The sequence below is a fragment of the Jiangella sp. DSM 45060 genome (assembly GCF_900105175.1).
Taxonomy (GTDB): Bacteria; Actinomycetota; Actinomycetes; order Jiangellales; family Jiangellaceae; genus Jiangella.
In genome coordinates this window covers 7,394,531-7,420,845 of record NZ_LT629771.1, presented here as the reverse complement: position 1 = coordinate 7,420,845, position 26,315 = coordinate 7,394,531, and the positions used below count along the sequence as shown (strand labels likewise).

Here is a 26,315-nt window from a genome sequence, read left to right as displayed (position 1 = left end):
GACGTAGGCGAACGGTCGAATGCTAAACGGTGAACACTCTGTGACGCGTCACACGCTCGCCCATTTCGTCAGTGGATCTTCAGCTACCCCACCAGCTGAGGTCGTCGACCGAGAAGTTCGAGGGCCACCAGCCGCCCCCGAACGAGTCGAACACCAGCACCGCCCCGCAGGCCGCGACGAACAGCGCGCCGAGCACCACCCACGCCACCTCACGGGACCGGTCCAGCGGCGCGAGCATCGACCGGATGCCGTGCCGGCTGCGCACCGTGCCCGGGCCGCGCCAGACCAGCCAGGTGCCGACGACGGCGGCCGCGATGGACGGCGTGCGCGCGCCGCCGACGTCCAGCAGGTCCAGGGCGCCGCCGACCACGAGCGCGCCGAGGGCGGCCACCAGGAGCTGCGCCAGGCACGGCAGCGCCGCGGCGACGATGTCCCAGGGTGCGGCCAGCGCCGCCACGACGCCGTCGTTGCGCTGCGCGCCGCGCGCCTCGCGTCGTTCGAACAGCCGCCGCTGGACGCGCCAGACGATGCGGCCGGTCAGCAGGACGGCCAGGGCGACGGTGCCGCCGGCGTACGGCTCGGCCGCGATGAGGAAGACCAGCAGCAGCCCGCCGAGGCCGATGGCCAGCCGGGACCGCCAGCTGCCTGCCGCGAGCGACTCGCCGCCCGGCCGCGGCGGCGGGACCGCCAGCGGCGACGGCTTCCGCGACGGCCGCGGACGGCGGTCGTAGCCCGGCAGCGGCGGCGGCTGCACCTGGGTCGGCGGGACGTACGGGGGCGGCGCGGGCGTGACCGGCAGCGGGGGCGGCGGCACCGGCGCGAAGCGCGCGGTGTCGTCGAGGGCGGGCGGCACCGCGACGGTGGGCGGCTCGGCGGCGGGCGGCGGCGTGGTGACGGTGGGCGGCTCGCCGGTGCCGATGGCGTGCATCAGGGCGGGGACGCCGGGCCGGCGGGCGGGATCGGGGTGCAACGCGGCGTCGAGCACCGACGCCAGCCACGGCTCGACGCCGGTGAGGTCGTGCTCGCCGCGCCGGATGCGGTCGACGACGGCGAGGTCGGGGCCGCCGCCGTACGGCGCCCGGCCGGTGGCGGCGTAGGTGAGCGTGGCCGCCCAGGCGTGCACGTCGGTGGCCGGCGTCGGGTCGCGGCCGAGGACGGTCTCGGGGGCGAAGTAGCCGGGGGTGCCGGAGATCAGGCCGGTCGCGGTGAGCCGGGTGTCGTCGGTGGCGTGCGCGATGCCGAAGTCGATCAGCACCGGCCCGCCGGCGGCCAGCAGCACGTTGCCCGGCTTGATGTCGCGGTGGACGACACCGGCCGCGTGCACCGACTCGAGCGCCTCGAGCAGGCCGCGGGCCAGGATGCGCAGGTCGGCGGCGGCCAGCGGCCCGTGTTCGGACACCCACGCGCTGAGCGGGGTGCCGTCGACGAACCGGGTGACGATGTACGGCGGCTCGGCCGCGATGTCGGCGTCGAGCACCTCGGCGACCCGCGCGCCGCGCACCCGGACCAGCGTGGCGACCTCGCGCTCGAACCGGCGCCGGCCGTCGGTGCCGCCGACGAGCCACGGCCGCAGCGTCTTGACCGCCACCGAGCGGCCGTCAGGTGCGGTCGCCAAGTACACGACCCCCATGCCGCCCTCACCGAGCTGGCGGACCACCCGGTACGGGCCGATGTGGGTGAGTTCGGCCGGCCTCGCATCCACACATAGACGGTAACCGACCCGGGCCGCGACGAGGCATTCCGAAGCCACGCCGGGCGAGCGCCACGCCTGCGGGGCCGCGGCGTGCTTTGCTATGACGAACACGATTGATCATGGGGGTGCGGCCGGGCCGAAGGCGTCCGGCTGGGGAGGACCGGCGATGGGCAGCCAGGGCCAGGCGACGGCTCAGCACGACACCACCGACGCACCGTCCCGCCTGCCGCGCATGCGCCGGCCGGCCGAGACCCCGGCGGCGCCTCGGCGCGGCCCGGGCGGCGCTCGTCCGTCGCCGTCCGACGCCCGGCTGGGCGAGGCGGGCGGCCGGGCCAGCCGCAGCACCCGGCTCGACAGCCTGGCCCGCGAGCTGCACGCGGCCGGCCGCCAGGGCCGCACGTCGTCGTGGCTGGCCGAGCGGCTCGGCGTGTCCGCGCGCACAGTGAAGCGCGACGTCATCGCGCTGCAGCAGTCCGGCGTCCCGATCCGCGCGTCGAGCGGGCCGCAGGGCGGCTACGTCATCGACCAGTCCGGGCAGCGGGCGCTCAGCCTCACCCCCGATGAAGCGCTGGCCATCGTCGTCGGGCTGCAGGCGGTGCCCGACCAGCCGTTCGCCGCCGCCGGGGCGTCTGCCGCGACCAAGGTCCTGCGCGCGGTGGCGCCCGACCGCCGGGCCGACGTCACCGCCGTCGCCGAACGCATCTGGATCCGGCCCGGCGAGCCCGAGCCCGACCACGACGACGCCGTCCGCTCCGTCCTCGCCGACGCCATCCGCGACCACCGCGTCGTCCTGCTCGACCACGCGGCCGGGCCCGCGTCCGCGTCCGCCGATGACGACGCGGAGGCACTGACCGAGCAGGTCGAGCCGCTCGGGTTCGCCCACTCGCACGGCGCCTGGTTCGTGCTCGTCTGGAGCCGTGAGTCCGACGCCGGCCGCTGGTTCCAGCTCGACCACGTGTCCGCGGCCCAGCCCACCCACGAGACGTTCGAGCCGCGCGACGTGCGCGAGATCTTCCGCCCGGTCCCCGCCGCCGACTAGATCTAGACGGCGGCCGGCTCGCCCACCACGTCGGCCAGCCGCACGACGGTGGCGAACCGGCCGGCCAGCGCGTACTCCGTCCGCGCCATGACCTCGTCGACGCCGAGCGTGCGGGGGTCGGCGAGGATCTCGGCGTTGCTCCGCCCGGGCGGCGCGTCCGGCGCCTCGATCGGGTTCGTCGCGGTCGCGTCCAGCACGAACGTCACCCGGTAGCCCAGGTCAGACGCCAGCCGCGCCGTCGTCTCGCAGCACTGCTCGGTGCGGATGCCGCTGATCACCACCTCGCGGATGCCGCGCTCGGTCAGCAGCTGCTGTAGCGCCGTCGTCGTGAACGCGTTGTGCGACGACTTCGTGAGGACCGGCTCGCCGGGCCGCGGGTCCAGGCCGGGCAGCAACTGGACGTAGCCCCGCTCCGGGTCGAAGACGGTGTCGGTGCCCGGCTCGGTGTGCAGCACCCACACCACGAGATCGCCCTGCGCGCGGGCGTGCTCGACCAGCCGGCCCGCCTTGGCGGCGATGTCGGGGTCGGAGATCAGCTCCCAGCTCGGCCGCTGCCGGAACGACTCCTGGACGTCGATGACGAGTAGCGCTCTGCTCATCCTTCGATGGTCCGGCGGCGGGCCGCCGCGGCCCAGGCGTGATCGCGCCGACCTACCGCCACATCCCGCCACCCACGCCCCACTCCCCGTTGATCATGGAGAAATCGGCTTTCCCGGCGCTGGGAACCCCGATTTCTCCATGATCAACGGGACTGAGGCGGTGGAGCGGAGGTGGACGTAGCGGCGGATGCGGTCGACGCTGCGCTGCGGGTGACGCAGCACGTCGTCGGCGGTGAGAGGGATGACGATCCAGCCGGCGTCGCGCAGCTGCTCGTCGCGGAAGCGGTCGCGCTGCCACTGTCGCTGGTCGGTGCGGTGGTGGTCGCCGTCGTACTCGATGGCGATCTTGAGGTCGGGGTAGGAGAGGTCGGGGCGCGCGAGCCAGGTGCCGGTGTGATCGATGACGTTCACGCCGACCTCCGGGCACGGCAGGCCGGCGTCGACGATGAGCAGCCGGACACGCGTCTCCATCGGAGAATCGACGCCGGGACGGATGAGCCGCACGGCGTCGCGGGCCCGGACGATGCCGCGGCGGCGGGCAAGACCGGCGACTTCGTCGTACAGGAGTTCCGGTGTGGCCCACCGCCGCAGCATCGCGTCGCCGAGCGCCACGAGGTCGTCCAGCCGCCAGGACGCCGCCAGGTGGACGAACGTCCGCTCGGGCCGGACGACGGGCAGGCCGTGGACCTCGATGACGGTGGCGTTGTCGAGGCCGACGTGGCCATCAGTGCCGGCCAGCCGCGGGACCACGGCGCCCGGCGGCACGACGACGTCGATCTCGCCGTCGAACACCGGCACCGGCAGATCGCACAGCAGTGCGGCGGTCTCGTGGCTGAACGCGGCCTCGTCAGGGAGAACCAGCCGCGCCGCCTGGCAGTTCGTGACCAGTGAGTCCGGCACCGTCACCGGAACGCGCACACCCCGGAACGGCCGCCGGAACCGCGGCCCGTCGAGCAGGTCGACCGGCACGCCCGCGAGCGTCGCGTCGCGGACGCGGAACGGCCGCGAGCCGAACGGCTCCGGAACAGGTGGTCGACGTGGCACCGCTCGATCATGACCCGACGACGGCGAACAGCCGGAAAGTTATCCACAGCCCCGGCCTCGCACCGAGTTGATCATGGAGAAATCGGGGTTCCCAGCGCCGGGAAGGCCGATTTCTCCATGCTCAACTCGGGGCGGCGGGGCGGGCGAGGGGCGCACCTAGAATTGACGCCATGCCCCCTGTCTCCGCCGCGTCGCCGGCTGCTGCCTCCGGCGTCGCCGCCGAGGCGGCGCGGCGCCGGACGTTCGCCGTCATCAGCCATCCCGACGCCGGGAAGTCGACGCTCACCGAGGCGCTGGCGCTGCATGCACGGGTCATCGGCGAGGCCGGCGCGGTGCACGGCAAGGCGGGCCGGCGCGGCACCATCTCCGACTGGATGACGATGGAGCAGGAGCGCGGCATCTCCGTCACGTCGGCGGCGCTGCAGTTCGAGTACCAGGGCCACGTCGTCAACCTGCTCGACACCCCGGGGCACGCCGACTTCTCCGAGGACACCTACCGCGTGCTGGCGGCCGTCGACTGCGCGGTCATGCTGCTCGACGCCGCCAAGGGGCTCGAGCCGCAGACGTTGAAGCTGTTCGACGTGTGCCGGCACCGCGGCGTCCCCGTCATCACGTTCGTCAACAAGTGGGACCGGCCGGGCATGCACGTCCTCGAGCTCGTCGACGAGCTCGACCAGCGCATCGGGCTGACGGCCACGCCGCTGAACTGGCCGGTCGGCGAGGCCGGCACGTTCCACGGGCTGCTCGACCGCGACGACGAGACCATGACGACGTTCGAGCGGGCGCCCGGCGGCGCGCGCATCGCAGAAGAGCAGGTGCTCACGGCGGCCGAGGCGAAAGAGCGCCACGCCGACGCCTGGGGCACGGCGCTCGACGAGGTGTCGCTGCTCGACACCCTCGACCTCGAGACGTTCCACGCCGGCACGTCGACGCCGCTGCTGTTCGGCGCCGCCGTGGTGAACGTCGGGGTGCGCCAGCTGCTCGACGCCGTCGTCGCGCTGGCCCCGCCGCCCACCGCACGGCCCGACGCCGAGGGCACGCCGCGGCCCGTCGACGCGCCGTTCTCGGGGCTGGTGTTCAAGGTGCAGGCCGGCATGGACAAGGCCCACCGCGACCGCCTGGCCTTCGTCCGGGTCTGCTCCGGACGGTTCGAGCGCGGCGCCGTCGTCACCCACGCCGCCACCGGCCGCCCGTTCGCCACCAAGTACGCCCGCACCATGCTCGGCCGCGAGCGCGAGACCATCGACATCGCCTACCCCGGCGACATCGTCGGCCTGGTCAACGCGAACGCGCTCACCGTCGGCGACACCCTGTACGCCGACGGCGCGCCGGTCGCGTTCCCGCCGATGCCGTCGTTCGCGCCTGAGCACTTCGTCACCGCGCGCACCACCGACACCAGCAAGGCCAAGCAGTTCCGCCGCGGCATCGAGCAACTGGCCGAGGAGGGCGTCGTCCAGATCCTCACCTCGAACCGCCGCGGCGACGGCGCGCCCATCCTGGCCGCCGTCGGGCCGCTGCAGTTCGAGGTCGCCACGACCCGCCTCGCCCAGGAGTTCGGCGTGCCGGTCGCGCTCGACTCCCTCCCCTACGGCCTGGCCCGGCGCACCGACACCGACGGCACGCCGGTGCTGAACGCCGAGGCCGGCGTCGAGGTGGCCGAGCGCCGCGACGGCGCCCTGCTGGCGCTGTTCCCGGACAAGTGGCGGCTGGCGTCGGTGCAGCGCCGGCACCCCGACGTCATGCTCGAACCGCTCGTCGCCGGCGCCGACTGACGCGGGGGCACACCTTCTATAAGGTGGCCGCCATGACTGCTCGGCCGCTCTCCGAACTCGTCGATCCCGGCTGGGCGCGCGCCCTCGAGCCGGTCGCCCCGCGCATCGCCGCCATGGGCGAGTTCCTGCGCGCCGAGCTGGCCGCCGGCCGCACCTACCTCCCGGCGGGGCAGAACGTCCTGCGCGCGTTCACCCAGCCGTTCGACGACGTCCGGGTGCTCATCGTGGGCCAGGACCCCTACCCGACGCCGGGCCACGCCGTGGGGCTGAGCTTCTCGGTGGCGCCGGACGTCCGGCCGCTGCCGCCGAGCCTCGTCAACATCTTCCAGGAGTACGCCGCCGACCTCGGCCACCCGGCGCCCGCCAACGGCGACCTCACGCCGTGGGCCGAGCACGGCGTGCTGCTGCTCAACCGAGCCCTGACGGTGGCGCCGAGAAATCCCGGCGCGCACCGGGGAAAGGGCTGGGAAGAAGTCACCGAGCAAGCCATCCGGGCGCTCGTCGGACGTGGAACGCCATTCGTGGCCATCTTGTGGGGTCGCGATGCGAGAAATCTCCGGCCACTACTTGGTAACGTTCCATGCATTGAGTCGGCCCACCCGAGCCCCATGTCGGCCCGCAACGGCTTCTTCGGCTCACGCCCGTTCAGTAGGGCAAACGAGCTCCTGCAGGGGCTTGGCGCACCGCCGGTCGACTGGAAGCTGCCCTGAGACGTCGCGTTCACAAAGTGGGATACGCACTTGTGCAACTAGCGTTCGATCATCGTATGCTTCCCGGCGCGGGCCCAAGGTGGTACTGTTTCCGCGGTTGCAGTAACAGTTCCTCGCACGTCCTTGAACGCCCGTGGGATGTTATCGCGGGCGTTTTTCGCTTCTCTGTGCCTCCAGCACTGTGGTAGCGGGAGACGGCGGCAGCAACCCGGAGGTCGCACGGTGCGGCCTTCGTCACCGTCCCGTAGGAGGACACGGCACATGGCACAGGGAACCGTCAAGTGGTTCAACGCCGAGAAGGGCTTCGGCTTCATCGCACAGGACAACGGCGAGCCGGACGTCTTCGTGCACTACTCGGCGATTCAGGCCGACGGCTACCGCACGCTGGACGAGAACCAGCGGGTGGAGTTCGAGATCACCCAGGGCCCGAAGGGCCCGCAGGCTGACGCGGTTCGTCCGGTCTGATCAACCTGTCGTTCCGCTGCCCCCGCACCGCTCGCAGGTGCGGGGGCAGTGGTGCGTCCGGGCCCGATTCGACGCAGTCCGCACCGCTCGCCGCGCCCCGTCTGCCCTGCTCGGCAGCCCCGCCCGCGGCCGCCGCCCAGCGGTAGACGGACCTTTCTGTCCGGAAGGGCTTGATAACGAACCCGTAACTGTGATTCGGTGGGAGGCACGTGGTCAAGCAATCGCCACTTCCGCTTGATTCTGGATGAGGTGTAGGCCGTGCAGACCCACGTTCTCGCGACGACGGACAACCACCAGCACCAGAAGGCCGACCGTCACGAACTCACCAACGACCTGCTCCGGCGGGCCGCATCGAGTTCCGGCCGGCAGCGACAGCGCCTCATCGACGAGGTCGTTCTGCTTCACCTGAAGCTGGCCGAGTCGATCGCCCGGCGCTACTCCGGGCGCGGCATCGAGCGCGACGACCTCCTGCAGGTCGCCAGCCTCGGCCTGGTCAACGCCGCGCAGCGGTTCGACCCCGACCGCGGCAGGGACTTCGTGTCCTTCGCGGTCCCCACCATCACCGGCGAGGTCAAGCGGTACTTCCGCGACCACGGGTGGACGGTCCGGCCGCCGCGCCGGGTCCAGGAGCTACACGCCCGGGTCACCGCCGCCACGGCGGAGATCTCGCAGGCCAAGGGCGCGGCTCCCACGCCGGCCGAGCTGGCCGAGCACCTCGGCGTCGAGCAAGAGGACGTCCTGGAGGCCAGCGCGTCGCACGAGTGCTTCACGGTGGCCTCCATCGACTACCGCGGCACCGGCGGCGAGGAGACCCCGCTGGCCGAGACGCTCGGCCAGGACGACGACGGCTTCGCCCGCGCCGAGGCCGTGGTCGCGCTGGCCCCGGCCTGCCGCGACCTCAAGCAGCGCGACCGCCAGATCCTGTACCTGCGCTTCTTCAAGGGTTGGACCCAGCAGGAGATCGCCAAGGAGCTCGGCGTCACCCAGATGCAGGTGTCGCGGCTGCTGGCCCGCATCCTGGGCCAGCTGCGCGACCGGGTCGGCGCCGCCGCGGCCTAAGCCGCCCGCAGCAGCTCGAGCAGGCGGTCGACGGCGACCCCGCGGCGCTGGGCGGCCGGCAGCGCGACGGAGACCGCCCAGCGCGGCAGGGCGTCCTCGACCCGGAGGACGTCCAGCCCCTGGGCGGCCCGCTTGCGGGTGACGTGCTCGGGCACCAGCGCGACGCCGAGGCCGTGGCCGACGAGGTCGAGGAGCGTGTGGACGTCGTTGACCTCCATGGTCACCCGGCGGTCGAGGCCGGCGGCGGCGAACGCGGCGTCGGCGAGCTGCCGGGCGCCCCACTCCTCCTGGAAGTCGACGAACGCCGTGCTGTGCAGGCGGTCCAGCTCGATGCTGCCGTGCCCCGCCAGGGGGTGGTCCGGCCGGCACAGGACGACCATGGCCTCGGCGCCGAGCGGGATGAGGTCGACGCCCTCCGGCGGCGGCGCGACGACCGGGAGGAACGCGACGTCGAGGACGCCGGTCCGGACGTCGTCGAGCAGCCGGGCCGAGCCGGCCTGGTCGAGGCGCACCTCCACGCCGGCGTGCGCGGACCGGAACCGGGCCAGCAGACCGGGGACGTCGACGGCGCCCAGGCACTGCTCGGCGCCGATGCGCACCGTCCCGCGCAACAGGCCGTTGACGGCCGCCACGGCCTCGCGGGCCGCCTCGACCGACGCCAGCGTGCGCCGAGACTCCGCCAGCAGCGCCCGGCCCGCCTCGGTGAGGCTGACCTGCCGCGTGTTGCGGTGGAACAGCGCCGCGCCCAGTTCGCGCTCCAGCGTCCGGATGGACGCCGAGAGCCCGGACTGGCTGATGATCAGCCGCTGCGCCGCCCGGGTGAAGTGACCTTCCTCGGCGACGGCGACGAAGTGCTCCAAGTGCCGCAGTTCCACGATTGAGAATCGTAGCTTCTGAATTCGTTCGGGTTCTCCTGTTGGACACGCCGTGGAGCCCGCGCGAAGACTGGACCCACACACCCGAACCCGGAGGTCCCATCCCATGCAGTTCCGCCGCATCGGCGACGTCCAGGTCAGCGCCATCGGGCTGGGCGGCATGCCCATGTCCATCGAGGGCCGGCCCGACGAGGCCCGCTCGATCGCCGCGATCCACGCGGCCCTCGACGCGGGCGTCACGTTCATCGACACCGCCGACGCCTACCACCTGCACGCCGGCGAGGTGGGCCACAACGAGACGCTGATCGCCACGGCGTTGGCGAGCTACGGCGGCGACACGTCCGGCGTCCTCGTCGCCACGAAGGGCGGGCACCTGCGCCCCGGCAACGGCTCGTGGACCCGCAACGGCGCGCCTGACTACCTGAAGCGGGCCTGCGAGGCGTCGCTGAAGCGTCTGGGCGTCGACGCGATCGGCCTCTACCAGTTCCACCGGCCCGATCCGAACGTCGCGTACGAGGAGTCCGTCGGCGCCCTGCGCGACCTGCTCGACGACGGCAAGATCCGCATGGCCGGCATCTCGAACGCCGACCCGGAGCAGATCGCGCTCGCCGACGACGTGCTGGGCGGGCGCCTGGTGTCGGTGCAGAACCAGTTCTCGCCCCGGTTCCGCAGCAGTGAGCCGGAGCTGGAGCTGTGCGACCGCCGTGGCATCGCGTTCCTGCCGTGGAGCCCGCTCGGCGGCATCTCCCGCGCCGGCGACCTCGGCTCGGCGCACGAGCCGTTCGCCCGCGTGGCCGCCGCGCACGGCGTCAGCCCGCAGCAGGTGTGCCTCGCCTGGATGTTGGCGAAGAGCGAGCACGTGATCCCGATCCCGGGCTCGAGCCGGCCGGAGACCATTCGCGACTCCGCCGCGGCCGTCGACCTCGTGCTCTCGCCGGAGGAGCTGGCCACGCTCGGCTGAGCGGCCGCAGGAGCGCCGCAGGAGCGGCGGTGGACGGCGTGCTGGCGTCGTCCACCGCCCGGGCTCAGGCGAGCCGGGCGAGCCCGGCCTGGCGCTCGGACATGGACGCCTCGAGGGCGTCGCCGATCTCGGCGTAGCAGCGGGGCGCGGGACCGGCCGCGGACCGCTCCAGCTGGGCGCGCACCCCGAGGTCGCGGGTGACGACGCAGACGCCGCCGCCTCTCGCGTGGATGCGCTGGTGCAACCCGACCAGCACCGTGGCCGCCAACGGGTCGACCGAGCCGGCCCGGCCCAGGTCGACGACGACGTGACGGCTCTCGGCGGCACTGGCGGCCCACCGGATCTCGTCGGCCAGCGCGGCGTCGAGATCGCCGGGCACGGTCAGGATCGTGCAGCCACCGAAGTCGCGGGCCTGCACAGCGACGTCGTTGCTCACGGACGCTTCACCACCATCGGTTCGGGAGGCCTGGACTCCACCCCGAGTCCTGCCAAGCCTCCAGTGGTCGGCACCGCACGCGGGGACGTGGTGCCGATGTCATCCGACGCCTACCTTTACTGAGCGTCGTGCGGACTGTCAAGATCTCCCTGGATCAACACGAGGACGTCACTCTGGCACGGCGAGCGCCCGGAAGCAAGATCCTTTGCGGTGACAATCGATCGCGTCGCAACCCCGATGCAACCGTCCACCCGAGTCGGGGGTCATCAGGTACGGCGGGCCAGTGCGCCCGTCACGGGGGTGCCCGCGCCGTCCGGCGCACAGGGTGGCCGGGCTCGCGTCGCGAACGCGGGCCCGGACTCCCTCGGCGGTCAGCTCGACTCGGCGTCGACCCAGGCCAGGTACGGTTCGCTGCCGCCGACGATGGGCGTGACGACGATCTCCGGCAGGTCGTACGGATGCACCTCGAGCAGGTGCGCCGTCAGCGCCTCCGCCCGGGCCGCCGTGGTCTTGATCTCGACCCGCCACTCGGGCTCCATTCGCACCTCGCCCTCCCACCGGTAGACGCTGGTGACGGGGACGATCTGCGCGCAGGCGCCGAGCCGCACCGCGACGACGCCGGCGGCGAGTTCGCGCGCCGCCTCCTCGTCGTCCGTCGTCGTCGTGACGATGACCTGGCCGCTGGACATGCCCCTCAGCCTAGTTGACAACCTCCACTCGGAGGCGAATACTCGAAGTCGAGTATTCGAACGAGCGAGGAGACGTCGTGGCCGCGACCCGTCCGTCCAACCCGCTGGCGCTGGCCGTGCTCGTCCTGCTGGCGGAGCGGCCGATGCACCCGTACGAGATGTCCAGCACCCTGCGCGAGCGGCGCAAGGAGGACAGCATCAAGCTCAACTACGGCTCGCTGTACTCCGTCGTCGAGTCGCTGCAGAAGCGCGGGCTGATCGAGGCGGCCGAGACGGTGCGCGAGGGCCGGCGGCCGGAGCGGACCGTCTACGCCATCACCGAGTCCGGCGGCCGGGTCATGATCGACTGGATGGTCGAGCTGCTGAGCACGCCGAAGAAGGAGTTCACCCAGTTCGAGGCCGCGTTGTCGCTGGCTGGCGCGCTGCCGCCGGACGAGGTGATCGAACTGCTCGGCCAGCGGCTGCGCAACCTGCGCTTCCAGCAGAAGGCGATCGACGCGATGTTCGAGGAGGCGAAGGTGGTGAACCTGCCGCGGCTGTTCATGATCGAGGCCGAGTTCTCCGCCGCACTGCTGAAGGCCGAGACCGCGTTCGTCGAGAACCTGCTGGCCGACCTCCGCGACGGCAGCCTCGGCGGGTTCGCCATGTGGCAGCGCATGCACGAGCTGCGCCGCGAGGGCGTGCCGCCGGAGGAGATCGAGGCGAAGCTCAGCGCCGAGTTCGCCGACGACCTCGCCTTCGGGCAGGACGAGAGCACGTAAGGAGCAACGGCTCCCGGCCACGGTGCTGCAACACCACGGCCGGGAGCCGATCGGAAACCAGGAGCCGGAGACTCACCTCGCGGATCGCCCCGATCCCAGGTCCTGCACCACCCAGGATACGGGCGACACCGTGCGGCGCCGGTTCCTTCCCATCGGAAGGAGAACCGCACATGCAGCACGCCATCGAGGCCGAGGGTCTGGTCAAGACCTATGGCAAGGGGGCGAAGGCCGTCCGGGCGCTGTCCGGCGTCGGCTTCGCGGTCCCCAGCGGCACCGTGTTCGGCCTGCTCGGCCCGAACGGCGCCGGCAAGTCCACCACCACGAAGATCCTCACCACGCTCTCGACGCCCGACAGCGGCAGCGCCGTCGTCGCCGGGCTGGACGTGGCAACGCAGGCCGGCAGGGTCCGGCACGCCATCGGCTACGTCCCGCAGAAGCCGTGCTTCGACCCGACCGCCACCGGTCGCGAGAACCTCACGTTGCAGGGCCACATCTACGGGCTGACGCGCCCGGACATCCGTGCCCGCGGCGACCAGCTGCTGGAGCGGTTCGGGCTGGCCGACGCCGCGCACCGCGTCACGAAGACGTGGTCCGGCGGCATGCAGCGCAAGCTCGACGTCGCCTTGGCTCTCATGCACCGGCCGCGCGTGCTGTTCCTCGACGAGCCGACCACCGGCCTGGACCCCGAGGCGCGCGCCGACATGTGGACGGAGATCTCCGGCGTCACGCAGGCCGACGGCGTCACCGTCCTGCTCACCACCCACTACCTGGAGGAGGCCGATCACCTGGCCGACCGTCTGGTCATCATCGACCGCGGCCAGGTCGTCGCCGAGGGCGCGCCGGAGGAGCTGAAGGGCGGCCTCGACGGCGACACCGTCCAGGTCGAGCTGGCCGACCCCAGCCAGCAGGGCGCCGCGCGGGCCGCCATCGCCGGCGTCCGCGGCGTCGGCGAGGTCGGCGTGGACGGCGCCCGGCTGCACGCCGGCGTCGGCAACGGCGCGGCGACGCTGCCCGGGCTGCTCGCCGCCCTGGAGGGCGCCGGCGTCCCGCTCGCCTCCGTCACCGTCGCCCGGCCGTCGCTGGACGACGTCTACCTGCGCCACGCCGGCCGGTCCTTCCACAGCGCCGACCGCGCCGGTCTGGCCGGGACGGAGGTGGCGGCATGAGCGCGACGCTCGCCCCCGTGGCGCCGGCCCGCCCGGACGTCCCCCGCGGCCTGGCGCTGCGGCACACGGCGTACCTGATCGCCCGCTCGCTGCGGATCCTGCGCCGCGAGCCCGTGTACCTGGCGTTCACGCTGATCCAGCCGATGGTGTGGCTGCTGCTGTTCGGCGCGCTGTTCGAGCGGGTCGCCGACCTCCCCGGCTTCGGCGACGTCTCCTATCTGGAGTACCTCACGCCCGGCGTGGTCGTCATGACGGCGATGATGTCGGCCGGCTGGGCCGGCACCGGGTTCATCGACGACATGCAGCGCGGCGTCATGGACCGCAACCTGACGTCGCCGGTGAGCCGGGGCGCGCTGATCACCGGCGCGCTGGCCTATCAGGCGGTCGTGACGGTCGTGCAGTCGCTGATCGTGTTCGGGGTCGGCCTGCTGGCCGGCGCCCGCTACGACGGCGGCGTGGCCGGCGTGCTCGTGGTGCTGCTGTGCGCCACACTGCTCGCGGTGATCTTCGCGGCGCTGTCCTGCGCGGTGGCGCTGACGCTGCGGTCGCAGGAGTCGTTGATCGGCGTGTCGCAGTTCCTGACGCTGCCGCTGGCGTTCATGTCGACGGTGATGATGGCGCCGGCGCTGCTGCCGGGCTGGGTCGGCACCGCCGCCCGCTACAACCCGGTCGACTGGGCCGCCCGGGCCAGCCGAGACGCGCTGCTCGGCCAGCCCGAATGGTCCGCCGTCCTCGGCCGGGCCGGCCTGCTGGCCGCGTTGACGCTCGTCATGGCCTGGCTGGCGACCCGGGCGTTCCGGACCTATCAGCGTTCCGTCTGACGCCGCCGTCACCCGCTCGCGTCCCGCGCCGCCGTCAGCGGCCGGGACGCAGCGGCGCGGTCGTGCCGCCGGCGCCCTCGGACATCCCGGTCAGCGCCTCCCGCAGCACCGCGTGACCGGACCTCGTCGGCTCCCAGCCGAGCTCGCGGCGGGCCCGCCCGCTGTCCAGCGTCGGCAGGCCCAGTAGCAGCCGCAGCAACTGGTCGTCCGACGGGATCAGCCGCAGCCGCCACGCCGCGGCGGTCGCCAGCACGGCGGCGGTGTCCGGGACGATCACGGTCCGGGCTCGCAGCACCTCGCCCAACCCGTCCGCGTCGACGACGTCGTCGGTGGCGACGTTGAAGGCGCCCCGCGCGTCGCCCGCCACCGCCCGCCGGACGACGTCGGCGACGTCGTCGGCGTGGACGGCCTGCAGCCGCAGGCTGCGCGGCACGGTGACCGCGGGCAGGCGGCCCGGCCGCACCAGCAGGCGCGGCAGCAACGGGCCGGCGAAGATGCGGGCCTGCTCGCTGGCGGCGGGCCGCTGGAAGACGAAGCACGGACGCAGCCGGACGACTCTGAGGTCCGGGTGCCGCAGCTCGAACGCGTCGAGGTAGCGCTCGAGGTAGGACTTCTCCCGCCCGTACGCGGCGGTCGGCCTGGCGTGCGTCGGCCAGCTCTCGTCGACGTGCTGCCCCGGACCGGGCGAGTAGGCGCCCACCGATGACACGTGGACGAGGGTCCGCACGCCCGCCCGGGCCGCCGCCTCGAACGTCGCGATGCCGCCGCGGACGTTGACCTCCCAGGTCCGCAGCGGGTTGTGGGTGGGCTGGAACGCCCACGCCAGGTGCACCAGGGCGTCGCACCCGGCCAACGCGGGCTCCAGACCGGCCTGGGCGATGTCGGCGGCCGCGAACGTGGTGCGCGGCGGCAGCTGAGGCGGCGGCCGCCGTGCTATGGCCACGACGCCCGTCACGACGGGGCCGGCGGCCAGTGCCGGGACGATCCTGGACCCCAGGTTCCCGGTCGCGCCGGTGACGGCGACGCGCATGCGATCACCTCAGGCCGCGGAGCCGAAGACCCGGGCCGCGGCGCGGGTACGCAGCGTCTCGACCATCGCCGCCTGCTCGGTCGCACGCTCGATCAGCCGGTCCATCCGGCCGACGTCGGGCCGGCCCCGCTCGGCGCCGACGGCGCGCAGGGTGCGCCAGCCGCTGGCCTTGCCCTCGATGCCGAGCCGCAGCATCTCCAGCTCCACGACCACGCTCAGCGGCGACCGGGTCAGCAGGTGCCCGTTGAACTTCAGCCGGCCGGCCAGCTCGGCGGCCGCGGCCGTGTACAGCTTGTAACGGCGGACCGGCACCGCCAGCTCGTCCATGATCTCGACCAGCTCCTCGCGGTCCGCCCGGATCTCCTCGGCCAGGCCGGCCAGCGGCCGCTCCAGCGGCGTGCCGTGCATGTTGCGCGCGAGCCGGCGCACCAACTGGACCCCGGCGGTGGCGCCGGCCAGGTGGTCGTTGAGGTAGATGCCGAGCAGCTGTGGCTCCGGCCGGATGGTCTGGTCCGTTGCGGATTCGGACACCACGCCTCCTCCCGAATGGGCGACGTGCGTCCGCTTACCCGCTCCGGCGGCGCCCATTCGGACGCCACCGGAACGCGGCGAAAGATTGAGGTTGCGACCCCGGCCTCCGCAGCGAACCGGGGCCGCAACCTGCACCCGACGTCGTCGTGGTACGTCGGGCGTTCTCGGGGCCCTTAAGGGCCGTTTCCGTTGCCGTTGTTGCCGTTACCGGAATTACCGTTCCCGTTGTTCCCGGAATTGCCCTGGCCGTTACCGGAATTGCCGCCACCGGAGTTGCCGTTGCCGTTGCCCTCGTTATCGGGCGGCTCCGGCTTCTGTGGTTTGCCCGGCGGAGTCTCCGGCTTGTTCGGGTTGTCGGGCTGCTCGGTCGGCCGGCCCGGATTCTCCGGTTTACCCGGCGGCTCCTCGGGCTTGTTCGGGTTGTCGGGCTTCTCCGGGGGCTTCCCGGGCGGGGTCTCCGGCTTGCCGGGTGGCCTCACCGGCTCGCCGGGGTCTGGGGACCGGCCCGTGTCGTCGGGCTCGGTGGTGGTGCTGGTGTCGCTGACGTCCTCGACGACGTCGTGGCCCGGCTCGTCGTGCTGGAAGCTGATCGGCGTCACCGTCTCGATGAACTTCTCGACGTGGGCCTGTGCCGCGCCGGGCAGCGCGCCCGCGGCCGTGGCCGCCGTGAGGCCGGTGAACACGACCACGGCGCCGGTGACGACCCGGGCCCGCGGGCTGACCCCGGCGAGCCACGTCCGGATGCGACGACGGCCGGCCGGCTCAGGGGTCAGCGGTGCGGGCGGGATGCCGGAGAAGTCGCCCGAGGCCATGCGCCGCGCCAGCTCGTCGGACGGCCGCACCGGCTGCCGCGCGGCAGCGCGGAGCTGCCCGACGGCGCCGGCCAACGGCGCGAGTCCGGGCGTGACCGGGCGGCCGGTCAACAGGGCCTCGACGGCATCCTCGTCGAGTAGGTGCAGCGGAAGCATCTCGTCCTCGTAATCGACGCGGGTACGCCAAGGGGTACGGGGTCACTCGACTTTTTTTCGCAGCGCGGCGAGACCGCGTCGTTGCAGCGCCTTCACCGCGCCGACGGACCGGCCGACCGTGCGGGCCACCTGCTCGACGGTGAGGTCGCCGACGACGCGCAGCAGGACGACCTCACGCTGCTCAGCGGAGAGCGTCGCGCACAGCTCGTACACGCGCCGCAGCCCGAGCGCGTCGATGGCCTCCGTCTCGGCGTCGCCGCCGGGCCCGTCGAGCGTGGCGGGGTCGTCGGTCGGCTCACTGGGACGGCGCGCGGCCCGCCGCCGCTCGTCGATCAGGCGGCGGTGCGCGATGGTGAAGACCCACGACCGGAACTGCGACTCCGTCCCCTCGAACGAGGCCAGCCCGGCGAACACACCGAGGAAGACCTCGCTGGTCAGGTCGTCGGGCTCGGCAGCGCCCTGGAGCCGCAGATAGCCCGTGACGACCGGCGCGAGATCGGTGTACAGGCGCTCGAATGCCCACGGCGCGCCCGCGCGCGCCGCGTCGAACACGACCTCGAAGTCTTCCCCGATGATCGCTCGCCTCCTGTTGGCGCCCGCCGCGCAGCCTGATCACCTCGCTGGCCAGAAGGTTACGGGCACACGTCCACATTTCGGGAACGGACGGCCTACGACCCGTCAGAATGGACCCGTGGACAGCCGGATCATCGACCTTCGCACCGGTACCGACCTCGTCACCGACGTGACCCGCGACGTGCTCGAGTTCTGCCGTGGCCGCGGCGACGGCCTGTGCCACCTGTTCGTCCCGCACGCGACGGCCGGGCTGGCGCTGATCGAGACCGGCTCGGGCACCGAGCCCGACCTCGCCGGCGCGGTCGACCGGCTGCTGCCGCGCGAGGACGTCTACCGGCACCGCCACGGCAGCCTCGGCCACGGCCGCGACCACGTCCTGCCCGCCTTCATCGCGCCGTCGCTGACGCTGCCCGTGCTGGGCGGCGCGCCGGCCCTGGGCACCTGGCAGAGCGTGGTCGTGGTCGACTCCAACGTCGACAACCGCGAGCGCCGGCTGCGGCTGTCATTTGTGAACGGCTGAGCGTCAGCTGGCCCACTCGATCAGCGGCTGGTGCCGCGCGGGGTCGCGCAGCTCGGCCAGCGCCAGCTTCTCCAGCTGCCGCACCCGCTCCTTCGTGAGGCCGACGCGCTCGGCGACCTCCTGCAGCGTGTGCTGCTCGCCGTCCTCGAGGCCGAAGCGCATCGAGACGATCAGCGCCTCGCGCGGCGCCAGCGTGTTGACGAGGTCGCGCACCTGCTCGCCGAGCGCCTGGAACTCGACGACGTCGGTGGCCCGCGGCGTCTCGGTGTCCTCGATGAGGTCGCCGATGCTGGCGCTGCCCTCGTCGCCGACCGGGGTGTCGAGGCTGACGGTGTCGCGCCGGATGCGGCGCAGCTCGATGATCCGGGCCGGGGTGAGGTCGGTCTCGTCGGCCAGCTCCTCCGCCGTGGGGTCGCGGCCGAGGTCGACGGTGAGCTTGCGCTCGGCCTTGCCCAGCTTGGACAGCGTCTCGAGGACGTGCACCGGCAGCCGGATGGTGCGCGCCCGCTCGGCCTTGCCGCGCTCGATGGCCTGGCGGATCCACCACATCGCGTAGGTCGAGAACTTGAACCCCTTCGCGTAGTCGAACTTCTCGACCGCGCGGATCAGGCCCAGGTTGCCCTCTTGGACGATGTCGAGGAACGGCAGCCCGCTGTTGCGGTAGTACTTGCGCGCCGCGGACACCACCAGCCGCAGGTTCGCGCGGATCATGTGATCCCTGGCCTGCTCGCCGTCGCGGACCAGCGCCTCCAGCTCGTCCCGGCGCCGGCCGGGCTCCGTGTCGTCGAGCAGCGACGCGGCGTACACGCCGGCCTCGATGCGGCGCGCCAGCTCGACCTCCTCGGCCGCCGACAGCAGCGGCGTCGTGCCGATCTGCTTGAGGTACTGGCCGACGAGGTCGTAGTCCTCGTCGCGTCCCCGGTCCGGGGAGCGCACCTGCTCCTGCACCATCGTCATTCGTTCGTCTCCCTCGTGTCTCAACGTTGTCGCGGCGGCCCATGGGCACACCCAGGCCGCGCGCTCAGGCGCGGACCGTCGGTGGTATGCGTTGGTGGGTTGCCCTGCGGGAGCCCGCGGATCTCTCGATCCGGCTCCCGAAGCCCCGGGCCGATGCCGGCCTACCGGGGACTTCCAGCAAGTGGAACGTCCCGGTAGCGCCTGCTATTCCGGCGTGATGCTTGTCGGCGGGGTGCTCCCCGGCGACGATGGAACGGATGAGCGACGACGATGGTTCCGGCGGGCGGTTCGTCGTCCAGGAGCACCATGCCCGCCGGCTGCACTGGGACCTGCGGCTCGAGCACGACGGCGTGCTGGCGTCGTGGGCGCTGCCTCGCGGCTTCCCCCGCACGCCGGACGAGAACCGGCTCGCCGTCCGCACCGACGACCACCCGCTGGAGTTCCTCGACTTCGACGGCGAGATCCCGGCCGGCCAGTACGGCGGCGGCGCCCTCACGATCTGGGACCACGGCACCTACGAGGCGGAGAAGTTCCGCGACGACAAGGTCATCGCCCGGCTGCACGGCGAGAAGGTCCAGGGCCGGTTCGCGCTGTTCCGCACCCGTGGCGACGACTGGATGATCCACCGCATGGACGGCCCGGCCGACGACGGCGAGCCGCTGCCGCAGACGCTGCTGCCGATGGCCGCCACGCTGTCGACGCTGCCACCGGACCAGGACGCGTGGGGCTTCGAGATCAAGTGGGACGGCGTCCGCGCGCTCGCGTTCGGCGAGCCCGGCCGGCTCCGCCTCGTCGGGCGCAACGGGCGCGACTTCACCCGGCAGTACCCCGAGCTGCGGGCGCTGGCGAACGCCGTCGGCGCGCACCGGCTGGTGCTCGACGGCGAGATCGTCGCGTTCGGCGACGACGGCCGGCCCAGCTTCCAGCGAATCCAGCCGCGCATCCACCTCGCCTCCGACGCCGACATCCGGCACCAGGCGCAGGCCGTTCCGGTCGTCTACGTGATCTTCGACCTGCTCCACCTCGACGGCCGGTCGTTGCTGGACGCGCCGTACGAGGAGCGACGGCGTGAGCTGGCGGCGCTCGGGCTGGCCGGGCCGCACTGGCAGGTGCCCGACTACCAGCGCGGCGACGGCGACGTCCTGCTCGACGCGACCCGGCGCCAAGGGCTGGAGGGCGTCGTCGCGAAGCGTCTGGCCAGCCGGTACCAGCCGGGCCGGCGCAGCCGCGACTGGCTGAAGATCAAGAACGTGCGCCGGCAGGAGGTCGTCATCGGCGGCTGGATCGCGGGGCAGGGACGACTGGCCGGGTCACTCGGCGCGCTGCTGGTGGGTTACTACGACGAGGGCGCTCTGCGGTTCGCCGGCAAGGTCGGCACCGGCTTCGACGACGCCACCCGCGGCCGCCTGCTCCGGCGGCTCGAGCGGTTGCGCACCGACGAGAGCCCGTTCACCGGCCGCCAACCGCAGCGCGACGCCGTCTTCGTCCGGCCCGAACTGGTCGCCGAGGTCGAGTTCGCCGAGTGGACCGGAGCCGGCACGCTGCGCCACCCGTCGTTCGAAGGACTACGCGAGGACAAGCCGGCCCGCGACGTCATCCGCGAAGAGCCGGTACCACCACCAGCCTGATCCCGGCGGTGCGGACCGCGCGGCATGCCCGCCGCGCGCACGGGTATGGGTGCCGGATGCCGCGGCCACCGTGGCCGCGGCGGAGGGAGGTACCCATGAGTACCGAGCTCATCGTGGTGCTGGTCATCATCGTGGTGCTCATCGCCGTCGCCGCGTGGCTGCTGTCGCGCCGTCGCGGCCACAGCGCCGCCCGCCGCGAGGCGGCCGTCCAGGAGCGGGAGCAGGCCGCCGCGGCCGAGCGGGCCGCCGAACGGCACCGCGCCGAGGCCGACGAACGCGCCGCGCAGGCCCGGCACGCGAGGGCGACGGCGGCGGAGCAGGAGGCCGAGGCCGAGCGCCTGAAGGCCACCGCCGGCGACGAGGCCGCGGCGGCCGCGGAACGGCGTCGCACGGCCGACACCCTGCACCCCGACGCCCCGGACCCCGCGACGCCGCGAGACGGCGCGCCGGATCCGGACCGGACCGGCCCCGACGTCGTCGCCGACGACCAGCGACGGCCGGGCTGGTAACGCGGTCAGCTGGAGCGGCGCATCCCCCGTCGCCGCCGCTCCAGCTGCCGCCGCTCCTCGGTGTCCAGCCCGCCCCACACGCCGTACTGCTCGTCACGTTCCATCGCCTCGGCGAGGCAACGGTCCCGGACCGGGCAGGCTTCGCAGATCCGTTTCGCGCGGGTCTCCTGAGCGCGTTTGCGGCTGGGCGACACCCCTTCGGGGACGCAGAACAGGTCCGCGTCCCACCCCCGGCACAGCCCGTACTCCCACCACGACGCCGAGTCGACCCGAGCACCGGGCTCGTGCGGACTCGGCACCACCACATCGCTGCGTCGTCCGGCCTCCGTCCTCCGGACGATCCGCATCACCCCGACAGTCATCACCCCCGGTTACCCACGGGTTCCCGGGCAAACCGGCCGAACGGCCCGGGATCAGGGCTCGTCGGGCAGCCGCCCCGTGGCGATGATCCGTTCGGCGACGACGCGCAGCTTGACATTGCTGTTGCGGGAGTAGCGGCGCAGGACGGCGAACGCGCGGTCGGCGTCGAGGCCGTAGCGCTCCATGAGGATGCCCTGGGCCAGCCCGATGAGGTGCCGGGCGCCGATGGCCTGGCGCAGGCCGTGCTCCTCGCGCGCCGACGCGAGCGCCACCGACGCGTGCCGGGCGAAGATCTCCGCGACGTCGGTGTCGTCGTCGTCGAACATGCCCGGCCGGTGGCTGTAGAGGTTGAGCGCGCCGAGCGTGGAGTTGCCGGTGCGCAGGCACACCGACAGCACGCTGCGCAGGCCGAGGTCGGCGGCCTGCGGGCCCCACGCCGGCCAGCGCGGCTCGGTGGCGGTGTCTTCGATCAGGATGGACGTGCGGGTCTCGATGGTGGCCCGGCTCGGGCCCTCGCCGAGAGCGGTCTGCAGTTCGTCGGCCTTGCCGACCCGCGGGTCGGAGGCGACGGCCGTCTCGAGGCGCCCGCCGCCGCGCTGCAGCATCAGGCCGGCGTCGTCGCAGACCGTCGCCTGCTGTGCGTATTCGACCACCCGCTCGAGCGTCTGCTCGACATCGGGTTCGTCGTGCAAGGCGAGCGCCATTTCGGCGAAGTCGCCCGCATCTGGTTCGGTCACGCCGTCCTCCGCCCCCTCGAGCCCTTACCGGGCCATCATCCTCCCCGAGCGGGTCGGCAGTGTCGATACTCCCCATCGGGTACGCACCCGAACATGGTGGGCAACGGCGATCTGCGACCGCACGCAGTGGTCACGGGTGGGGCGGGGTTCCTCGGCTCGCACCTGTGCGACGCCCTGCTGGCCTCCGGACACCGCGTCACCTGCGTCGACAACTTCGAGACCGGCCACTCGGCGAACCTCCGGCACCTGATCGACGAGAAGGCGTTCACGCTGCTCCGGCGCGATCTCAACGACGACCTGGACGGCGAGCTGCCCGGCCCGGTCGACGTCGTCTTCCACCTCGCGGCGCCGGCCGCGCCCAGCGACTACCTGCTCGACCCGGTCGCGACGATGCGCAGCACCAGCACGGGCACGCTGAACGCGCTCGACCTCGCCCGGGCCCGGTCGGCCCGGTTCGTGCTGGCGTCGACGTCGGAGGTGTACGGACCGGCCGGCGACGCGCCCAGCCGCGAGGACCGCGTCGGCCAGGTCGACCCCGTCGACGGCTACGGCGCCTACTACGAGTCGCGCCGCTTCGCCGAGGCGCTGACGACGGCGTACCGGACGACGTACACCATGCGGACGGCGATCGGGCGCATCTTCAACACCTACGGGCCGCGGATGCGCCTGGACGACGGCGGCGTGGTGTCGCGGTTCATCCGGCAGGCGCTGGCCGGGACGCCGCTGACCGTGCCCGGGCCCGGCACCCAGATCCGGTCGCTGTGCTACGTCGACGACGCGGTCGCCGGCCTGCTGGCGCTGGCCGAGGGCGGCTACCCGGGGCCGGTGAACATCGGCAGCCCGGAGGCGGTGCCGGTGTACACGATCGCACAGGAGGTCGCGGAGATCGCCGGCCCGGCCGCCGAGATCGTCTTCGTCGAGCCGCCGGCGGTCGACAGCCGGGCCCGTCGCCCCGACATCACGCTGGCCGGACAGCTGCTGGACTGGCAGCCGCGGACCTCGGTGCACGACGGGCTGGCCGCCACACTGGCGTGGTTCCGGCGGAGCAGGGTCCGGCGTGCCTGACGTCGCCGCCGTCCCGCTGACGCGATCGCTCACCCGGCTGCGCGCCACGGCCGAGCACTGCCAAGCCTGCGACCTCTACCGCGACGCCACCCAGACCGTGTTCGGCGCCGGTCCGCGCGACGCGCCGCTCATGCTGGTCGGCGAGACGCCCGGCGACGTCGAGGACCGCGAGGGCCGGCCGTTCGCCGGCCCGGCCGGGCGGCTGCTGGACCGCGCCCTGGCCGACGCCGGGCTGGACCGCGACCGCGCCTACGTCACCAACGCCGTCAAGCACTTCAAGTTCCACCGCGAGGGCAAGCGCCGCATCCACGAGAAGCCCGACGCCGGGCAGATCGCGGCCTGCCGGCCGTGGCTGCGGGCCGAGCTGGCCGCCGTCCGCCCACGGGTGCTCGTCGTGCTCGGCGCCACCGCGGCCGCATCGATCCTGGGCCGGTCGTTCCGGGTCACGAAGCAGCACGGACAGCCGCTGGAGTGGGCCGACTACGCTGTGGGCTCGCCGCTGACCGAACCCGGTGACGGCCCGCCGCTCGACGACGCGATGGTGGTCGCCACCGTGCATCCGTCGGCGGTGCTGCGCTCCCGGGACCGGGACGCGGCGTACGCCGGCTTCGTCGCCGACCTGCGGGCCGTCACGCCGTTGCTTTAGGGTGTGCCGCCCCTGGACCGCATGCTGGTGGCCAGCAGGACGCCGGCGGCGGCGAGGCCGACCTGGACGATGATCTCGATCCAGTCGACGCCGCTGGTGTCGCGCAGCGGGCCCACGATGGCGGTGCCGATGAGCGCCGCGACGATGCCGATGACGATGGTCAGCCAGATGGGGATGGCCTGCTTCCCCGGGATGACGAGGCGGCCCAGTGCGCCGATGATCGCGCCGATGATGATGGCCGAGATGATGCCGCTGACCTCCACGGGCCCTCCCCGAACTGGATGGTGTGCCTGTTCCGATCCTGCCCGATGGCGTACCCCGATGGCGTGAATTCATCGCCGCCTGGGTACGTCGCGGTCGACGAACGGAGACAGCCCATGACCCACAGCGACGTCGCGTTGTTCGCCCCGTCGCCCGTGCTCACGCTGACGATCGAGGATCAGGCCGGGCGGCCGGACATCCACGTCCACGCCGGCGGCCAGGGGGTCTGGCAGGCCCGCATGCTCGTCACCCTCGGCGTCTCGGTGACGATGTGCTGCGTGCTGGCCGGCGAGACCGGGACCGTGCTGCGGCATCTGATCGAGGACGAGGGCGTCACCGTCAAGGCGGTCGAGGGCGCCGGGCGCAACGGCGCCTACATCCACGACCGTCGCGGCGGCGAGCGGGTCGAGGTGGCCGAAGCGCCGTCCGATCCGCTCACCCGGCACGACCTGGACGAGTTGTACGGTCTGACGCTGAGCGCCGCGCTGGACGCCGGCGCCGTGCTGCTCAGCGGCCCCTCGGACCACCCGGCGGCCGGCGATGCGCTCCCGGCCGACGCGTACCGGCGGCTGGCCGCCGACCTGCGTGCCGTCGGGAAGCCGGTGGTCGCGGACCTCGCCGGCGACCGGCTGGCCGCCGTCCTGGAGAGCGGCCTGACGGTGGTCAAGGTCAGCCACGAGGAACTGCTCGCCGACGGCCGCGCGGCGTCGGACGACCAGGAGGCGCTGGTCCGGGCGATGCACGACGTGCACGACCAGGGCGCGCGGTACGTGATCGTCACGCGGGCGGACGACCCGCTGCTGGTGCTCGCCGACGACGTCGTCCGGATCGTGCGGATGCCGCGGCTGCAGTCGGCCGACACGCACGGCGCCGGCGACTCGCTCACCGCCGGCGTCACGGCGACGCTGGCCCGCGGCGGCGGCATCGAGGACGCCGTCAGGCTGGGCGCCGCGGCCGGCATGCTCAACGTCACGCGGCACGGGCTCGGCACCGGCGACGCCGAGGCCGTGGTGAAGCTGCGCGACCTGGTCGAGGTGGAGCGGCTGGCGCCCGGCGGCCACGCGGCGACCGCGCCGCAGGCGAAGGTGACCCCGCGCGACCTGGCCGAACGGACCCGCGACTCGTGACCGGCCCGCAGCGCGCTCTCGTCACGAACGACGACGGCATCGACGCGCCCGGCCTGCGCACCCTCGCCGCGGCCGTCCGCGACCTGGGACTCGAGACGGTCGTCGCAGCGCCGGCCGTGCAGTCCAGCGGCAGCAGCGCGTCGATCATCGCCGGGTTGCAGGAGCGCGACCGCATCGCGTTGGAGCGGCGGACGCTGGACGGCCTCGAGGACCTGCCGGCCTTCGCCGTCGGCGGCGCGCCCGGGCTGATCGCGCTGATCGCGGCGTACGGCGCGTTCGGGGATCCGCCCGATGTCGTCCTCTCGGGGGTCAACCACGGCGCGAACGTCGGCCGGGCGATCCTGCACTCGGGTACGGTCGGTGCCGCCCTCACGGCCGGCATCAACGGGCGCCGGGGCCTCGCCGTCTCGCTCGACGTGGGCCTGGCCGTCGAGTTCCATCTCGAGGACCCGGCCGCGGAGCCGCACTGGGCGACGGCGGCGGACCTCGCCGCCCGCGTGGTGCCGTTCCTGCTGGAGCAGCGGCCGGGCACGATCCTCAACCTCAACGTCCCCGACCGCGAGCCGGACGAACTGGCCGGCCTGCGCGTCGCGCCGCTGGCCGAGTTCGGCATCGTCCAGACCACGATGACCGAGCAGACCGACGAGCACATCCGGCTCTCCGTCGCCGACCTGTCCGAGCCGCCCGGCACCGGCACCGACGCCGCTCTGCTGGCCGAGGGTCACCCCGTGATCACCGCGGTGCGCTCCGTGTGCGAGATCGACGTGCCGGCGCTGGACGAGCTGGTCGACGCCGCCGTGGCTACCGAGGCCGAATGAGCTCGACGGCGTACCCGTGCCCCTCGCGCTCCCACCGGGTGAGGCGCCACGGCGACGGGTCGACGAAGGCGCGCAACTCCGGCTCGGACAGGAACAGGTAGTCGAACCACTCGGTCGCCAGCCGGCCGTCACGCAGCCGGATGCGGCACTGGCCGGGCAGCCGGCCACGCTCGCGGTTCCACCGGTGGTAGTCCAGGTGTTCGCGGTCGTCGGTGTCGAACGGGTCCAGGCCCGACAGCAGCAGCCGCCCGCCCGGCGCCGTCACCCGGGCCAGCTCGGCCAGCACCTCCGGCGCCGTGGCGGCCGAGCCGAGCAGGCCCACGTTGTTACCGAGCAGCAGGACGGCGTCGAAGGTGCCGAGGCCGCCGGGCAGCGCCGTCGCCGACCCCGCCCGGGCGTCGACGCCGCGGGCGCGGGCCACCGCCACGGCGCCCGGCGAAGTAGGCGGCGGCGTCATGGACACCGATGTGCCCGTCGTCGCGCTCGACGACGGCG

The 26,315-nt window shown here is 73.3% G+C and carries 31 protein-coding genes; 16 read left to right on the top strand and 15 right to left on the bottom strand.

The window, feature by feature from the left end:
* Positions 1 to 79 precede the first annotated feature (79 nt).
* Entirely contained in the window at positions 80 to 1,702 is a 1,623-nt protein-coding gene (locus tag BLU82_RS33575; RefSeq protein ID WP_092625134.1) for a serine/threonine-protein kinase, read from the bottom strand.
* Positions 1,703 to 1,793: 91 nt separating this feature from the next.
* On the opposite strand from BLU82_RS33575, the gene BLU82_RS33570 reads away from it, so the two are divergent.
* Positions 1,794 to 2,732, top strand: a complete 939-nt coding sequence (locus tag BLU82_RS33570; RefSeq protein ID WP_092625132.1) for a YafY family protein — start codon at positions 1,794 to 1,796, stop codon at positions 2,730 to 2,732.
* A gap of 2 nt (positions 2,733 to 2,734) precedes the next feature.
* Here BLU82_RS33570 and BLU82_RS33565 read toward each other — a convergent pair whose 3' ends face one another.
* Positions 2,735 to 3,331 (bottom strand): cysteine hydrolase family protein, encoded by a 597-nt coding sequence (locus tag BLU82_RS33565; protein WP_092625130.1) that lies wholly within the window; start codon positions 3,329 to 3,331, stop codon positions 2,735 to 2,737.
* A gap of 93 nt (positions 3,332 to 3,424) precedes the next feature.
* On the bottom strand, positions 3,425 to 4,375 hold the full coding sequence (locus BLU82_RS33560) for an endonuclease domain-containing protein (protein ID WP_092625128.1): 951 nt from the start codon (positions 4,373 to 4,375) through the stop codon (positions 3,425 to 3,427).
* Positions 4,376 to 4,545: 170 nt separating this feature from the next.
* On the opposite strand from BLU82_RS33560, the gene BLU82_RS33555 reads away from it, so the two are divergent.
* From BLU82_RS33555 to BLU82_RS33540, 4 genes are all read left to right on the top strand, one after another.
* Positions 4,546 to 6,147, top strand: a complete 1,602-nt coding sequence (locus BLU82_RS33555) for a peptide chain release factor 3 (protein ID WP_092625126.1) — start codon at positions 4,546 to 4,548, stop codon at positions 6,145 to 6,147.
* A 32-nt stretch (positions 6,148 to 6,179) separates the two neighbouring features.
* Positions 6,180 to 6,857, top strand: coding sequence for a uracil-DNA glycosylase (locus tag BLU82_RS33550; RefSeq protein WP_092625124.1), 678 nt, complete (start codon positions 6,180 to 6,182; stop codon positions 6,855 to 6,857).
* 261 nt (positions 6,858 to 7,118) lie between these two features.
* On the top strand, positions 7,119 to 7,322 hold the full coding sequence (locus tag BLU82_RS33545; RefSeq protein ID WP_026874570.1) for a cold-shock protein: 204 nt from the start codon (positions 7,119 to 7,121) through the stop codon (positions 7,320 to 7,322).
* A 258-nt stretch (positions 7,323 to 7,580) separates the two neighbouring features.
* Positions 7,581 to 8,381 carry a SigB/SigF/SigG family RNA polymerase sigma factor gene (locus tag BLU82_RS33540; protein ID WP_197682638.1) on the top strand — a complete coding sequence of 267 codons (801 nt, stop codon included), beginning with the start codon at positions 7,581 to 7,583 and terminating at the stop codon, positions 8,379 to 8,381.
* Here BLU82_RS33540 and BLU82_RS33535 read toward each other — a convergent pair.
* Positions 8,378 to 9,256, bottom strand: coding sequence for a LysR family transcriptional regulator (locus BLU82_RS33535; protein ID WP_092625122.1), 879 nt, complete (start codon positions 9,254 to 9,256; stop codon positions 8,378 to 8,380). The two genes, BLU82_RS33540 and BLU82_RS33535, sit on opposite strands and share 4 nt — an antisense overlap.
* A gap of 106 nt (positions 9,257 to 9,362) precedes the next feature.
* On the opposite strand from BLU82_RS33535, the gene BLU82_RS33530 reads away from it, so the two are divergent.
* On the top strand, positions 9,363 to 10,217 hold the full coding sequence (locus BLU82_RS33530) for an aldo/keto reductase (protein ID WP_092625120.1): 855 nt from the start codon (positions 9,363 to 9,365) through the stop codon (positions 10,215 to 10,217).
* A gap of 64 nt (positions 10,218 to 10,281) precedes the next feature.
* On the opposite strand, the gene BLU82_RS33525 is transcribed toward BLU82_RS33530, so the two are convergent.
* The gene (locus tag BLU82_RS33525; protein ID WP_092625118.1) at positions 10,282 to 10,653 is read right to left on the bottom strand and encodes an STAS domain-containing protein; all 372 of its coding nucleotides are present in this window, start codon (positions 10,651 to 10,653) and stop codon (positions 10,282 to 10,284) included.
* Positions 10,654 to 11,024: 371 nt separating this feature from the next.
* Complete coding sequence (cutA, locus tag BLU82_RS33520) at positions 11,025 to 11,342, bottom strand: divalent-cation tolerance protein CutA (protein ID WP_092625116.1); 318 nt, start codon at positions 11,340 to 11,342, stop codon at positions 11,025 to 11,027.
* 77 nt (positions 11,343 to 11,419) lie between these two features.
* Here cutA and BLU82_RS33515 point away from each other — a divergent pair, with 77 nt between their 5' ends.
* The 3 genes from BLU82_RS33515 (at position 11,420) to BLU82_RS33505 (ending at position 14,090) form a co-directional block, all read left to right on the top strand.
* Positions 11,420 to 12,103, top strand: a complete 684-nt coding sequence (locus BLU82_RS33515) for a PadR family transcriptional regulator (RefSeq protein WP_197682637.1) — start codon at positions 11,420 to 11,422, stop codon at positions 12,101 to 12,103.
* A 170-nt stretch (positions 12,104 to 12,273) separates the two neighbouring features.
* A complete protein-coding gene (locus tag BLU82_RS33510) occupies positions 12,274 to 13,269 on the top strand; it encodes an ABC transporter ATP-binding protein (RefSeq protein ID WP_092625114.1) in 996 nt (331 codons plus the stop codon).
* On the top strand, positions 13,266 to 14,090 hold the full coding sequence (locus BLU82_RS33505; RefSeq protein WP_092625112.1) for an ABC transporter permease: 825 nt from the start codon (positions 13,266 to 13,268) through the stop codon (positions 14,088 to 14,090). Before BLU82_RS33510 ends, BLU82_RS33505 begins: the two co-directional genes overlap by 4 nt.
* 34 nt (positions 14,091 to 14,124) lie before the next feature.
* On the opposite strand, the gene BLU82_RS33500 is transcribed toward BLU82_RS33505, so the two are convergent.
* From BLU82_RS33500 to BLU82_RS33485, 4 genes are all read right to left on the bottom strand, one after another.
* A complete protein-coding gene (locus BLU82_RS33500; RefSeq protein ID WP_092625110.1) occupies positions 14,125 to 15,120 on the bottom strand; it encodes an NAD-dependent epimerase/dehydratase family protein in 996 nt (331 codons plus the stop codon).
* A gap of 9 nt (positions 15,121 to 15,129) precedes the next feature.
* Positions 15,130 to 15,651, bottom strand: coding sequence for a hypothetical protein (locus tag BLU82_RS33495; protein ID WP_092626731.1), 522 nt, complete (start codon positions 15,649 to 15,651; stop codon positions 15,130 to 15,132).
* Positions 15,652 to 15,824: 173 nt separating this feature from the next.
* The gene (locus BLU82_RS33490) at positions 15,825 to 16,619 is read right to left on the bottom strand and encodes a hypothetical protein (RefSeq protein ID WP_092625108.1); all 795 of its coding nucleotides are present in this window, start codon (positions 16,617 to 16,619) and stop codon (positions 15,825 to 15,827) included.
* A 42-nt stretch (positions 16,620 to 16,661) separates the two neighbouring features.
* Entirely contained in the window at positions 16,662 to 17,171 is a 510-nt protein-coding gene (locus BLU82_RS33485; protein ID WP_157741424.1) for an RNA polymerase sigma factor, read from the bottom strand.
* Between the two features lie 151 nt (positions 17,172 to 17,322).
* Between BLU82_RS33485 and BLU82_RS33480 the strand changes: the two genes are divergently transcribed.
* Positions 17,323 to 17,712, top strand: a complete 390-nt coding sequence (locus tag BLU82_RS33480) for a YjbQ family protein (protein WP_370246346.1) — start codon at positions 17,323 to 17,325, stop codon at positions 17,710 to 17,712.
* Between the two features lie 3 nt (positions 17,713 to 17,715).
* Here BLU82_RS33480 and BLU82_RS33475 read toward each other — a convergent pair whose 3' ends face one another.
* Entirely contained in the window at positions 17,716 to 18,720 is a 1,005-nt protein-coding gene (locus BLU82_RS33475; RefSeq protein WP_370246263.1) for a sigma-70 family RNA polymerase sigma factor, read from the bottom strand.
* Between the two features lie 206 nt (positions 18,721 to 18,926).
* Between BLU82_RS33475 and ligD the strand changes: the two genes are divergently transcribed.
* Together ligD and BLU82_RS33465 are read left to right on the top strand one after the other, a co-directional pair.
* The gene (gene ligD / locus BLU82_RS33470; RefSeq protein ID WP_172885756.1) at positions 18,927 to 20,297 is read left to right on the top strand and encodes a non-homologous end-joining DNA ligase; all 1,371 of its coding nucleotides are present in this window, start codon (positions 18,927 to 18,929) and stop codon (positions 20,295 to 20,297) included.
* Positions 20,298 to 20,392: 95 nt separating this feature from the next.
* On the top strand, positions 20,393 to 20,806 hold the full coding sequence (locus BLU82_RS33465) for a hypothetical protein (RefSeq protein ID WP_092625102.1): 414 nt from the start codon (positions 20,393 to 20,395) through the stop codon (positions 20,804 to 20,806).
* 5 nt (positions 20,807 to 20,811) lie between these two features.
* Here BLU82_RS33465 and BLU82_RS33460 read toward each other — a convergent pair whose 3' ends face one another.
* Both BLU82_RS33460 and BLU82_RS33455 read right to left on the bottom strand, forming a co-directional pair.
* Positions 20,812 to 21,153, bottom strand: coding sequence for a WhiB family transcriptional regulator (locus BLU82_RS33460; protein ID WP_197682636.1), 342 nt, complete (start codon positions 21,151 to 21,153; stop codon positions 20,812 to 20,814).
* Between the two features lie 66 nt (positions 21,154 to 21,219).
* The gene (locus tag BLU82_RS33455; RefSeq protein ID WP_197682635.1) at positions 21,220 to 21,903 is read right to left on the bottom strand and encodes a GAF and ANTAR domain-containing protein; all 684 of its coding nucleotides are present in this window, start codon (positions 21,901 to 21,903) and stop codon (positions 21,220 to 21,222) included.
* A gap of 93 nt (positions 21,904 to 21,996) precedes the next feature.
* On the opposite strand from BLU82_RS33455, the gene BLU82_RS33450 reads away from it, so the two are divergent.
* On the top strand, positions 21,997 to 22,968 hold the full coding sequence (locus BLU82_RS33450; protein ID WP_092625099.1) for an NAD-dependent epimerase/dehydratase family protein: 972 nt from the start codon (positions 21,997 to 21,999) through the stop codon (positions 22,966 to 22,968).
* Positions 22,961 to 23,614 (top strand): UdgX family uracil-DNA binding protein, encoded by a 654-nt coding sequence (locus tag BLU82_RS33445; RefSeq protein WP_092625098.1) that lies wholly within the window; start codon positions 22,961 to 22,963, stop codon positions 23,612 to 23,614. Before BLU82_RS33450 ends, BLU82_RS33445 begins: the two co-directional genes overlap by 8 nt.
* Here BLU82_RS33445 and BLU82_RS33440 read toward each other — a convergent pair.
* Positions 23,611 to 23,877, bottom strand: a complete 267-nt coding sequence (locus BLU82_RS33440; protein ID WP_092625097.1) for a GlsB/YeaQ/YmgE family stress response membrane protein — start codon at positions 23,875 to 23,877, stop codon at positions 23,611 to 23,613. The two genes, BLU82_RS33445 and BLU82_RS33440, sit on opposite strands and share 4 nt — an antisense overlap.
* A 114-nt stretch (positions 23,878 to 23,991) precedes the next feature.
* Here BLU82_RS33440 and BLU82_RS33435 point away from each other — a divergent pair, with 114 nt between their 5' ends.
* Positions 23,992 to 25,002: a 1-phosphofructokinase family hexose kinase gene (locus BLU82_RS33435; protein WP_092625096.1), complete on the top strand. Its 1,011-nt coding sequence runs from the start codon at positions 23,992 to 23,994 to the stop codon at positions 25,000 to 25,002.
* A complete protein-coding gene (gene surE, locus BLU82_RS33430; protein WP_092625095.1) occupies positions 24,999 to 25,820 on the top strand; it encodes a 5'/3'-nucleotidase SurE in 822 nt (273 codons plus the stop codon). The genes BLU82_RS33435 and surE overlap by 4 nt, the downstream gene beginning before the upstream one ends.
* On the opposite strand, the gene BLU82_RS33425 is transcribed toward surE, so the two are convergent.
* Positions 25,804 to 26,277 (bottom strand): class I SAM-dependent methyltransferase, encoded by a 474-nt coding sequence (locus BLU82_RS33425; protein WP_231947863.1) that lies wholly within the window; start codon positions 26,275 to 26,277, stop codon positions 25,804 to 25,806. The two genes, surE and BLU82_RS33425, sit on opposite strands and share 17 nt — an antisense overlap.
* Between the last annotated feature and the right edge of the window lie 38 nt (positions 26,278 to 26,315).